General features: G+C 38.6%; 10 protein-coding genes and 1 other annotated feature. Of the genes, 2 read left to right on the forward strand and 8 right to left on the reverse strand.

Annotation, left to right across the window (positions count from 1 at the left end; genetic code table 11):
- Positions 1 to 27: 27 nt before the first annotated feature.
- Together ACOMCU_RS26065 and ACOMCU_RS26070 are read right to left on the reverse strand one after the other, a co-directional pair.
- On the reverse strand, positions 28 to 975 hold the full coding sequence (locus tag ACOMCU_RS26065; protein WP_421051965.1) for a cation diffusion facilitator family transporter: 948 nt from the start codon (positions 973 to 975) through the stop codon (positions 28 to 30).
- A gap of 65 nt (positions 976 to 1040) precedes the next feature.
- On the reverse strand, positions 1041 to 1382 hold the full coding sequence (locus ACOMCU_RS26070) for an ArsR/SmtB family transcription factor (RefSeq protein WP_010856986.1): 342 nt from the start codon (positions 1380 to 1382) through the stop codon (positions 1041 to 1043).
- Positions 1383 to 1559: 177 nt separating this feature from the next.
- Between ACOMCU_RS26070 and tadA the strand changes: the two genes are divergently transcribed.
- Positions 1560 to 2075, forward strand: coding sequence for a tRNA adenosine(34) deaminase TadA (gene tadA / locus ACOMCU_RS26075; RefSeq protein ID WP_421051966.1), 516 nt, complete (start codon positions 1560 to 1562; stop codon positions 2073 to 2075).
- 367 nt (positions 2076 to 2442) lie between these two features.
- Here the strand turns inward: tadA and serS are convergent, their stop codons facing one another.
- The 3 genes from serS to pdxS form a co-directional block, all read right to left on the reverse strand.
- The gene (gene serS, locus ACOMCU_RS26080; RefSeq protein ID WP_421051967.1) at positions 2443 to 3723 is read right to left on the reverse strand and encodes a serine--tRNA ligase; all 1281 of its coding nucleotides are present in this window, start codon (positions 3721 to 3723) and stop codon (positions 2443 to 2445) included.
- A gap of 74 nt (positions 3724 to 3797) precedes the next feature.
- Positions 3798 to 4013 (reverse strand) — a binding site (T-box leader).
- Between the two features lie 49 nt (positions 4014 to 4062).
- The gene (pdxT, locus tag ACOMCU_RS26085) at positions 4063 to 4626 is read right to left on the reverse strand and encodes a pyridoxal 5'-phosphate synthase glutaminase subunit PdxT (protein ID WP_010856983.1); all 564 of its coding nucleotides are present in this window, start codon (positions 4624 to 4626) and stop codon (positions 4063 to 4065) included.
- Between the two features lies 1 nt (position 4627).
- Positions 4628 to 5512, reverse strand: coding sequence for a pyridoxal 5'-phosphate synthase lyase subunit PdxS (gene pdxS / locus ACOMCU_RS26090; RefSeq protein ID WP_010856982.1), 885 nt, complete (start codon positions 5510 to 5512; stop codon positions 4628 to 4630).
- Positions 5513 to 5617: 105 nt separating this feature from the next.
- On the opposite strand from pdxS, the gene ACOMCU_RS26095 reads away from it, so the two are divergent.
- Complete coding sequence (locus ACOMCU_RS26095) at positions 5618 to 7027, forward strand: PLP-dependent aminotransferase family protein (protein ID WP_010856981.1); 1410 nt, start codon at positions 5618 to 5620, stop codon at positions 7025 to 7027.
- A gap of 63 nt (positions 7028 to 7090) precedes the next feature.
- On the opposite strand, the gene asnB is transcribed toward ACOMCU_RS26095, so the two are convergent.
- The 3 genes from asnB to guaB form a co-directional block, all read right to left on the reverse strand.
- Positions 7091 to 8929, reverse strand: coding sequence for an asparagine synthase (glutamine-hydrolyzing) (gene asnB, locus ACOMCU_RS26100; RefSeq protein ID WP_421051969.1), 1839 nt, complete (start codon positions 8927 to 8929; stop codon positions 7091 to 7093).
- A gap of 106 nt (positions 8930 to 9035) precedes the next feature.
- Positions 9036 to 10367: a D-alanyl-D-alanine carboxypeptidase family protein gene (locus ACOMCU_RS26105; RefSeq protein ID WP_010856979.1), complete on the reverse strand. Its 1332-nt coding sequence runs from the start codon at positions 10365 to 10367 to the stop codon at positions 9036 to 9038.
- Positions 10368 to 10509: 142 nt separating this feature from the next.
- Positions 10510 to 11973 (reverse strand): IMP dehydrogenase, encoded by a 1464-nt coding sequence (guaB, locus tag ACOMCU_RS26110; RefSeq protein ID WP_010856978.1) that lies wholly within the window; start codon positions 11971 to 11973, stop codon positions 10510 to 10512.
- Positions 11974 to 12352: the final 379 nt, after the last annotated feature.

Raw genomic sequence — 12352 nt, forward strand, 5'->3', positions numbered from 1 at the left:
ACAAGTTTTAATATATGGAATAAACTGTTAATGTTGATGGTGCGTTTGTTCACTTTTTATCTTACATAAAATTGCATTATCATGTTTATGTGCTGCTGTTTCCAACTGAATCGTTATATGTTTTATTCCTTTATGCTCCAGATTATGTTCGATGTCACGTAATATATTGTCAGTTTCAGCAATCTTCAGCTGATCAGCAACAACTGCATGGCAGGAAAGGGCATTCGTTCCACTCGTAATCGTCCATATATGTAAATCATGGATGCTTTGGACTCCTTTAGTCTGCTCAATCGTTTGAATAATATCCTGCACATCAACATTTGAAGGTGTTCCTTCCATTAGAACATGGATAGCAGCCTTCGTTACATAGTAACCGCTTCTCAGTACTAAAATTGCTACAATGACACTTGCCAGTGGATCAGCCCAACCCCAACCAAAAAACATAATACATAAGGCCGCTATAATTGCTCCCACAGAACCAAGCATATCACTTAGTACATGTAAAAAGGCCCCACGCATATTTAGATTATCCTCAATATCTCCACCACGCATCATAATCCATGCAACTAATATATTTATCGCTAAGCCAATTACACTTATAATAAGCATGCCTGTTGTTGCTACCTCAGGAGGATTCGCAAAACGTTCAATCGCTTCATAGAAAATAAATAAAGCAATTAAAATCAATGTAACACCATTTAACACCGCTGCTAAAATTTCAAAACGTTTATAGCCATATGTTTTGCTATAGCTAGCTGCTTTTTCTCCAAACATAAAAGCCAGCAGAGCTATCGCTAGTGAGATAGAATCACTCAACATATGTCCGGCATCCGATAACAGTGCCAAACTATTTGTTAAATAACCGCCAACCGCTTCAATAACCATATAACTCGTTATAATTATAAATGATATTAATAATACTTTCTTATTCGCGCCATGTGTATGATTATGGCCATGCTCGTGATTATGTCCCATGTCTATCCCTCCATTGTTCGTTTCCGTCTGTACTTTTATCAATTGTCACCATCAATAAGAAAAGCCTAATTGTGCGTAGCATGTTCAATTGCTTGCTTCAATAAATTCATAATGTGGTCATCATCTTTAGAGTAATAAAGTGTAGTGCCCTCTCTTCTAAATTTCACTAATCGTAAATTTTTCAAAAAACGTAATTGATGTGACACAGTTGATTGACTTAAATCTAAAATTTCGGCTATGTCGTTGACCGAATGTTCATCTGTACATAATAAGTTTAAGATCCGTATTCTTGTAGGATCACTTAACGCTTTGAACGTTTGAGAAACGACAAATAGTGTTTCTTCGTCCAAGTGTTGCTCCTTCTCAAATTGTCCTTCTGCATTACCTCTTTTAATTTCATCAGTCATGTATAATGTACCCCCAAGCATCTATATTTATATATGAGCATGTATTCATATATAAATATAAATGCTTCGATAAGGAATGTCAATATAAAAGAAATAAATGGAAACAAACTTTATAGAATAATCCAATTTGATAATAAAATAAAACGCATGATACACTACCCTTAAGGAGAGATACTAGTGGATATTTTTGAAACAGACCGTTCGTTTATGCACAGTGCCCTAGAAGAAGCAAAAAAAGCGGCTATGCTTGGCGAAGTGCCAATAGGTGCAGTACTTGTATACGATGGGAAAATCATTGCACGTGCCCATAATTTGCGTGAAACAACTCAAAATGCGACAACTCACGCTGAACTAATGGTGATTCAAGAAGCATGTAAAGAAATCGGTAGCTGGCGTTTAGAAAAAACAACACTCTACGTTACACTTGAACCTTGCCCGATGTGTGCAGGAGCTATTTTACAGTCTCGGGTCCCTCGCGTTGTCTACGGTGCAAGAGATATGAAAGCAGGTTGCGTAGATTCACTCTACCGTCTATTAAATGATGCTCGCTTTAACCATGAATGTGAAGTAACAGAGGGTATTTTGGCTGAGGAATGTGGGCAAATTTTAACCGATTTTTTTCGAGCATTACGTGAACGTAAAAAAGCAGAGAAACAGGCACGAAAATTAATTGAACAGCATAAAGGACAGTAAATAAAAAAGCCAAACACTCTGAAGTAGTAATATGTCACTACACGAAAGCGAAGCGACAGGAACTGAAGAGTGTCTGGCTGTTTTTTTTGATATGGGCATAACCATATAATGAAATAATTGCTTCTTGATAGGCCATGTTATTTGCGTGCATGGCATTTCTTAAATTGACTCAAGTATAAAAAATATCTAGAATTTTTATGAACATTAATAACACAAAAAACTACTTTAGGTAACTTTCGAGATAAGCACACTAAAGTAGTTGAATTTACTGGGGGCAAAGAATTTTTATCGCCCATTTACGGTGTCAGGTATCACAACGCCGCTTTTTTGTCCTTGCCGCTTTGCTTTTAGTACAGAGCCGACTTGATTATTTAGGGGCAATCACTTTCTTACCACCCATATATGGAACTAATACTTCTGGTATCACGACGCTTCCGTCGGCTTGCTGATAGTTTTCTAGGATTGCAGCTACTGTACGACCAATTGCCAGACCTGAACCGTTTAATGTGTGTACGTACTCTGGTTTTGCATTTGGCTCACGACGGAAACGAATATTTGCACGACGCGCTTGGAAATCCTCAAAGTTTGAGCAAGAAGAGATTTCTCGGTACATATTTTGTGCTGGAATCCATACCTCTAAATCGTATTTTTTCGCAGCTGTAAAGCCTAAATCAGCTGTACACATTTTTAATTTACGATAAGGTAAACCTAATAGTTGCAGTACTTTCTCAGCATGACCTGTTAATAGCTCTAGTTGTTCATAAGATTCTTCAGGTTTTACAAATCGAACTAATTCTACTTTGTTAAATTGATGCTGGCGAATTAAACCACGCGTATCGCGACCTGCTGAACCCGCTTCTGAACGGAAGCAAGCACTATATGCTGCAAAGCCCTGTGGTAAAGCTTCCATAGGGAGAATTTCATCTCTGTAGAAGTTTGTGACTGGCACTTCTGCCGTTGGAATCATGAAATAATCTGTATCATCTAATTTGAAGACATCCTCTTCAAATTTAGGTAATTGTCCCGTACCTGTTAAGCTATCACGATTTACAATAACAGGAGGTAGCAGTTCTTCATAGCCATGCTCTTCAGCATGTAAATCCATCATAAAGCTCATTAATGCACGTTCCAAACGAGCACCAAGCCCACGATAGAATAAGAAGCGACTACCTGTTACTTTTGCACCGCGTTCAAAATCTACAATTTGAAGTTCCGTAGCAATGTCCCAGTGTGCTTTGATTTCAAAATCAAAAGTCGGCACTTCACCCCATTGTAATACTTCAACATTGTCATCTTCTGTTGTCCCAACAGGTACAGATTCGTGCGGAATATTTGGTAAGCGCATCATCATATCTTTAAAACGGTCTTCTACATCATTTAACTGTGTGTCTAGCTCTTTAATTTCGTCTCCAACCTGACGCATACGTGCAATTACTTCATCTGCATTTTCTTTGTTACGCTTCATCACAGAAATTTGCTCAGATACTTTATTACGTTCTGCTTTAAGCTCTTCCGTTTTAGCAATTAATTCACGACGTTTTGCATCTAGACCATCAAAATCGTCTAAGTTTCCTAAATCTTCATTGCGTGTTAACAACATTTCTTTAATTTCCGCGAAATTGTCACGGACGCGTTTAATATCTAACATTGTTCATACCTCCAGTAGATTCATAATGATGGGAGTAGCTTTTAAAATTGAACACAAAAAAGCCCTCATCCCCAGAAAGGGACGAGAGCTACCCGCGTTGCCACCCTAATTGATTAGACATTCGCCTAATCCACTTATCTCATAACGGCATTTCAACCGGCGACAGCCTACTTTATTCACTTCGGCTGCGCAACTCCAGGACGGATTCACAAGTGCTTTTATCAGCTTCCACCACCCGCTGACTCTCTAAAAAAAACGTGCTTGCTACTACTTCCCATCATCGTGTTCACTTATTTAAATTTTAACCATACTGTACTATATGAAACGATATTTTGCAAGTCACACCATAGATGTAACAAAATATTCGAGGATGCGTGGGTCTGTCGTTAATTCTGGATGAAATGAGCACCCTAGTAGATGGCCGTCACGTGCCAACACAATCTTCCCATCATGCTCTGCTAGAATTTCAACACCCTCGCCAACCGATACAATATGCGGCGCACGAATAAATACCGCTGATATGGCGTCACCAATTGCCGGAATATCAAGTTTAGTCTCAAAGCTATCCACCTGACGTCCATAAGAGTTACGAGCCACCACTACATCCATCACACCTATATGTGATTCATAATCCATTACTTCCTTTGCCAATAAAATTAGTCCTGCGCAAGTACCAAACATCGGCAAACCTTGTTGTGCAAGTACACGAATTGGCTCTAAAAGCTCATAATGATTTAGTAACTTCCTCATCGTTGTACTTTCTCCTCCTGGCAATACAAGACCGTCGAGCTCTGCTAAATCCTTCTCACGCTTTACTAATACAACTTCGTAACCAATTACCTCTAACATTCGAGCATGTTCTCGTATCGCGCCCTGCAAAGCTAACACACCAATCTTTTTCATCTTACCAGCCTCGTTCTTGCATACGTTCATTTTGGCTCAGCTGTGCAATATCAATCCCTTTCATCGGTACACCAAGTTCTTTGGAAATGTCCGCAATCAACTTATAATCCTTGTAATGTGTTGTAGCTTCTACAATAGCACGGGCAAACTTCTCAGGATTTTCTGATTTAAAAATACCCGAACCCACAAATACACCATCAGCTCCTAACTCCATCATTAATGCTGCATCCGCTGGTGTAGCAACACCTCCTGCGGCAAAGTTTACAACTGGCAAACAACCAAGACGTTTAATTTCTCGTAATAACTCAAATGGCGCACCCAATAATTTAGCCTCGGTCATTAATTCGTCCTCGGTCATACCTACGACTTTACGCACTTGTGCGTTCACCTTACGAATATGACGCACTGCCTCTACAATATTTCCTGTCCCAGGCTCACCCTTCGTCCGTAGCATTGAAGCGCCTTCTCCAATTCGACGGGCCGCTTCTCCTAAATCACGACAACCACAAACAAAAGGTACTGTATAATCACTCTTTAATAAATGGAATTCCTCATCTGCTGGTGTTAAGACTTCACTTTCGTCAATATAATCAACGCCCATTGCTTCTAACACACGTGCCTCTACAATATGACCAATACGTGCCTTTGCCATCACAGGTATAGAAACCGCGCCCATTACTTGTTCTACGATGCGTGGATCTGCCATACGTGCCACACCACCAGCCTTACGTATATCTGAAGGCACTCGCTCTAATGCCATAACAGCAACAGCGCCTGCTGCCTCAGCAATTTTTGCCTGCTCAGCGTTAATAACGTCCATAATGACGCCACCCTTTTGCATTTCAGCCATCCCACGTTTTACTAACTCTGTCCCTGTTTGTTTCATATTCTCTAACCTCCACCTTCATGATGAAATTTAGTATAATAGAAATTGACCATATAAAAATATTCAGTTTATAAAATAATCATAAGGTCAGGAGAATTATTTAACATGGACATGCTATTATTTGAACTTGAAAAAGATGGCGGTAAACCCCTCTACGATCAGCTTTATAGTGGTATAAAAGAAGCCATTATTACGAAGAAAATTGCCGTCGGTGAAAAATTGCCGTCGAAGCGAAAATTAGCAGATTTTTTAAACATTTCCCAAACAACTATTGAAATTGCTTATGCTCAATTACTTGCTGAGGGCTATATTATGTCAAAATCACGGGTTGGCTATTTTGTAGAGGAAATTGATGAACTACCGTATATTCAACAAGACACCACCACTTTCTTAAACGAACAGCCAAAGAAAAAATCTTACATGATTGATTTTAACCCTGGTTCTATTGATATTGATGCCTTTCCCTTTCAAACATGGCGCAAATACGCGAGAGACCTTTTTGATGATGCTTCAAAGGATTTATTATTAACAGGGGAGCCGCAAGGAGAACGAGCATTGCGTACGGAAATTGCTCATTATTTATACCAATCACGCGGAGTTGTCTGCAGCCCTGAACAAATTGTTATTGGCTCTGGTACGGAACAACTTCTGCCAATGATATTACGTCTCTTCAGCGAAGATACTTGCTTTGCACTTGAAAACCCAGGTTATCCAACTGTGCACCGGATGTTTTCGCAACACAAGAGAATGGTTTTACCCATAGAAGTCGATGCTGAAGGAATTGTTATTCATGCCCTCGAAAAAACAAGTGCTGATGTTGTTTATATAACACCATCCCACCAATTTCCTACTGGTGCCGTATTATCTGCAACAAGACGAGCTCAAGCATTGAATTGGGCAGCACAGAGCCCTTCCCGTTATATTATCGAGGATGATTATGACTCTGAATTTCGTTATACTGGGAAACCAATTCCAGCGCTTCAAGCATTAGATCGTAACGATAAAGTCATCTATATGAGTACTTTTACAAAATCGTTAATGCCGTCCTTACGTGTCGCTTATTTTGTGCTGCCACCAAAACTGCTTGCAACTTATAACGATGTTTTTAACTATTACTCCTCAACAGTGCCAAGGTTTGATCAGCATATCGTAGCAAATTTTATGCGGGACGGCCATTTTTCTAAGCATTTAAATCGGATGCGAAAAGTGTATCGCAAAAAGCATGATAAGCTAACTACTATTTTAGAAAACTATTCTTCACAAGTTAAGATGACCGGTGAGCAGGCAGGTATGCATGTCTTACTCAATGTTCAACATTCTTTATCAGAAAAACAATTACAGCAGCACGCCAACAATGCAGGAATTGGTATTTATCCTTTATCGGATTATCGCCTGGATGGACTACTCTCTACACAAGCACAGTTTTTACTAGGCTTTGGTGGTATTCCTGTTCACCAAATCGAAGCTTCTATTGTGAGACTCATGGATTGTTGGGACATACGGCGGGATCACTAACTGAAAGTAACAAAAAATAAACCATCCATTTCCCTAAAAAAGGGATCGGATGGTTGTTTCTTTTTAAGATTCCTTCAGTTGAATATCATAATGCTCAAACCACACATGTATTTGCCCTAAATAGGCAAGTAGCTGAGGGCCTGCCATTAATTGTCCGTACCAAGGCACCTTGAAGGTATTACCTCCCGTTTCAATAAGCTCCAATAATTTTCGTCGTTCAAATAATTCATGTAGAATAGAATTTTTATCGCTCATTATGTCTCTCAACCACTTTTGAACGCCAGTTGTGTAAACAGGATGGTAGGTTTTCGGATAGGGATTCTTTTTTCGATATAATACTTCTTCAGGCAATAAATGTTCCATTGCTTTTCGAAGTAACCCCTTTTCCTTGCCCTCTAGATTTTTCATTTCCCAAGGAATATTCCATGCATACTCTACAAGACGGTGATCAGCAAACGGCACACGCACTTCTAAACTCGCCCCCATGCTCATACGGTCTTTTCGTTCTAGTAATGTTTGCATAAACCACACCATATTTAAATAAAACATCTCACGACGCTTTGACTCCTCGTTATTTTCCCCCTCTAAGTGAGGTACTTCACTAATTGTTTGTGCATATACTTGCTGTGCATATGATTCCACAGATAACTTTTTACGCCATTCCTCTCGCAACAAGGCAGATCTTTCAGGCAATGATCGAATCCACGGAAAGCCTGAAGTTGTTTCTGTAAACCACGGATAGCCACCGAAAATTTCATCGGCACATTCACCCGATAAAGCGACTGTAAAATCTTTTTTAATTTCTCGGCAAAACCATAATAACGACGAGTCAACATCAGCCATCCCCGGTGAATCTCTTACAACTACAGCTTCTACTAATAGATCAATTAACCGTTGCTGTGATATTTCTTCTGCATGGTGAGTTGTATCAAATGTATCTTTCATTTTTTGAATCCAATATGTGTCTGTGGACACTTGAAAAGTATGTGGATTAAAGAAGCGTTCATTGTCCTCGTAGTCAATTGAGTACGTATGAAGCTTGCCTTTATTTTGTTGTTGAAACGTATTCGCAGCAATACCCGTAATAATACTTGAATCTAGTCCACCTGAAAGAAAAGTACAAATTGGTACATCTGATATAAGCTGACGTTCAATGGCATCCATTAGTAAAAAACGTACTTGGTCAATCGTTTCATTTAAAGATTCTTCATGTTTTTTGCTTTGAAGCTGCCAATACTGCCATATACGTACTCCTTCTCTAGAGAAGCGCATAGCATATCCGGGACGTAATTCATTAATATTTTGGAATAGTGACTTTCCAGGAGCTCTAGATGGACCTACAGCCATAATATTGGCTAGCCCTTCTATATTAACGATTGGTTGAACTGTTGGATGGGCCAATAATGCCTTCACCTCTGAGGCAAAAAGCAGACTATCCTGCTGCTCTGTATAATACAACGGTTTTACACCTAAACGATCCCGGCATAAAAAAAGTGATTGTGCCGCTTCATCCCACACACCAAAAGCAAATATACCATTTAAAAAATCAACACATTGCTCTTTCCATTCAATATAAGCGGTTAAAAGAACTTCAGTATCTGAATACGTTGCAAACACATACCCTCTCTTTTGCAGCTCTTTTCGTATTTCTTCCGTATTATACAGCTCGCCATTATATGTAATGACATAGTTTTCACCATCGTGTATTTTTTTCATCGGTTGCTTTCCACCGATTAAATCTATAACTGCTAACCGTCGATGGCCAAATGCAATATGTTCACTACACCAAGTATTTTCATCATCTGGTCCTCTTTTATTTAACGTTTGCGTCATTGACTTCAATATTTGACCACTATTACGCAAATCCCTTTGGAAGCTAGCCCACCCTGTAATGCCACACATTTAGCCACATCCTTTCGACTAATAGCGTATGCAAGAAACTCATAAAACGTGAAAAAAGAACACGCCATGTTTTTTAAACATCAGCGTGTTCCTTCTACATTAATTTTTAAAATAAACCGCCAACGAAATCAGAAATGCCGCCCCATAGATTACCGAAGAAGCTCCCGATCCCTTGGAAGAATAGTGAGATACCACTAGCACGCTCCACAGCCTCTGTAGTGACAACATCGGCTGAAAGGTCCTTACCATCAATAAAGCCGTAATCTGTGCCTTCTGTGCGCTCAATAACGACCTTACCTACAACAGTATCTTTTTTCACTCCAGCTTCCAGACTCTTTTTATCTAATTCTAATTTAGGTTTATATAAATCTTTCTCAGATGACTTAATCATAAATGAAACTGGTTCTTTAACAGCAATCGCTACTTTGTTTTCTTTCCCTTTCGTAACTTTTACTGTTTCTTGATCTTTAAACTTATAGTTCGCTGGAATAATTTCTTGTTTCGAGAATTGTGAGAAGCCATAGTTAAATAATTTAGCTGTTTCATCAAAGCGAGCTCTTTTAGAGGTTTGTCCATTTGCATCTACAGCCTTCATAACAACAGAAATCAAACGTGTACCATTGCGCTCTGCAGTACCTGTAATGCAGTGTCCTGCAAAGTTTGTTGTACCTGTTTTTAATCCGTCTACGCCCTCATATTGGAATATTAGTCCAGGTAACATAAAGTTCCAGTTAGACATTTCAATTTTATCATCTGTACCTTCACGGAACGTCTTTTTTGCAATTTTAGACGTTTCTAATACATTTGGATGATCTTTTAGTAAATGATATGCTAATTTGGCTACAGATTTAGCAGGCATTACGTTTTCATCTTCTGGTCCAGTACCAGCTGGATGCATACCAAATAAATCTGCATTGTTAAGACCAGTAGAATTCACGAATTTATAGCCTGTAAGACCAAGCTCTTCTGCTTTTTTATTCATTAGTTTTAAAAACTCAGTTTCAGTTCCTGCAATGGTTTCTGCAATAGCCACTGTAGCAGCATTTGCAGAGTAAATAGCCATCGCTTCATATAACTCACGAATTGTGTAAGTTCCATCTCTACGCAATGGTACATTACTTAATGCACGGTTTTGAGACATACGATACGTATAATCTGTTACGTTATATTCCTGATCCCACTTAACTGTACCTGCATCAATTGCTTCCAATAACAGGTATTCAGTCATCATTTTTGTCATACTCGCAATACCTAGTGAAGTATCTGCATTTTCTTCATATAAAATTTTTCCTGAATCTGCGTCAATTAAAATCGCAGCATCCACGTGTAGTCCTAAACCTGATTCTGCATTCGCCTTCGCAGGAATTCCCGCAAACATACTAAATAACAGAGCAGGAACTAGGAGCAAACGTAATACGGTGTTCATTGTCTTTTTCACCTTCAAAGCCCTCCAATAAATAATCTTGTCCTCGATAATTTTATCATAGATATTATCGTACGTGCGCAATCTCTATCATAAAAAAATGCTCTCGTGCCATCTTTGTAGACGATACGAGAGCATAAAAGTTGCTAACAATATATTACATTGAATAGTTTGGTGATTCTTTAGTAATTTGAACATCATGTGGGTGTGATTCACGAAGACCAGCACCTGTCATACGGATGAACTGAGCATTATCACGTAAATATTCAAGGCTAGGAGCTCCACAGTAACCCATACCAGCACGAATACCACCAATAAGTTGATAAATCGTATCTGCTAATGGACCTTTGTAAGGAAGACGACCTTCAATGCCTTCTGGCACTAGTTTCTTCGCATCTTCTTGGAAGTAACGATCCTTTGAACCTTTTTCCATTGCTCCAATTGATCCCATACCGCGATATACTTTGAAGCGACGACCTTGGAAAATTTCAGTATCACCAGGAGATTCTGAAGTACCAGCAAGAAGTGATCCAAGCATAACGATGTTACCACCAGCTGCAAGTGCTTTTACGATGTCACCTGAGTACTTAATTCCGCCATCCGCGATAATTGTTTTACCAACTTCACGAGCAACTGTTGCACAATCGTAAACAGCTGTAATTTGTGGTACACCAACACCTGCAACCACTCGAGTTGTACAAATAGAACCTGGACCGATACCCACTTTAACAACATCTGCACCAGCATCAAATAATGCACGAGCGCCTTCACCTGTTGCAACGTTACCAGCAATGATTTCTAATTCAGGGTAAGTTTCACGAATCGAACGAATTGTTTGCAGAACACCCTCTGAATGACCATGTGCTGTATCAATAACTACGATATCCACTTGCGCCTCCACAAGCTTCTCAATACGTATCATAGTATCTTTTGAAACGCCTACCGCTGCGCCTACTAGCAAACGACCATGTACGTCTTTAGCAGCGTTCGGGAATTCAATTACTTTTTCGATATCCTTAATTGTGATTAAACCAGTTAATTTACCGTCTTCATCAACAATTGGTAGTTTCTCGATTTTATATTGTTGAAGAATCTTTTCAGCATCCTCTAAAGTTGTACCAACAGGAGCTGTTATCAAATCTTCTTTTGTCATTACATCTTCAATTTTTAAAGAGTAGTCAGAGATAAAACGTAAATCACGGTTTGTAATAATCCCTACTAGCTTTTGATTTTCCATACTATCAACAATTGGTACACCCGAAATTCGGTATTTACCCATTAAGTGCTCAGCATCGAAAACTTGGTGAGTTGGAGTTAAGAAGAATGGGTTTGTAATAACACCATTTTCAGAACGTTTTACTTTTTCTACTTGTTCAGCTTGCTCATCAATACCCATGTTTTTATGGATAATACCGATACCACCTTGACGTGCCATGGCAATAGCCATTTTAGATTCTGTAACTGTATCCATGCCCGCACTGACCATTGGAATATTTAATTTAATCTTTGGTGTTAGTTGAACTGATAAATCAACATCTTTCGGTAATACTTCTGAATGAGCTGGTACTAATAATACATCATCAAAAGTTAAACCTTCTTTGGCAAATTTAGTTTCCCACATTATCGTAACTTCCTCCTATAGTTAAAAGAATATTAATTGTAAGATTAACAACGTGTCATGCTACTGTCAAGAAACTTATTAAAGAAAGACAATTCAGACTTTTTATTATATCAAATTTTATCCCCTAATTTCCAATTAGAAAGAAGTTATTTCTTAACTTAAAGTAATAATAGTGAACAAATGAGAAAACCAAGCGCTCAAAACAAGTTATTTCATTTTGGAATACTACTTATAGTGTCACAAAGTGAAATTAAATATGTGATTATTACTCGATAATACTCTTTTATAGAAGTTTTGCAGCCTTTTCTTTTAATTATTTGCGTTTTTCATTATTATTTTACTATATAAAAAAACAGCCAGCTATCAGCTGACTGTTTTT

Origin of the sequence: Lysinibacillus sp. UGB7 (assembly GCF_049058285.1) — a bacterium.
GTDB lineage: Bacteria > Bacillota > Bacilli > Bacillales_A > Planococcaceae > Lysinibacillus > Lysinibacillus sphaericus_B.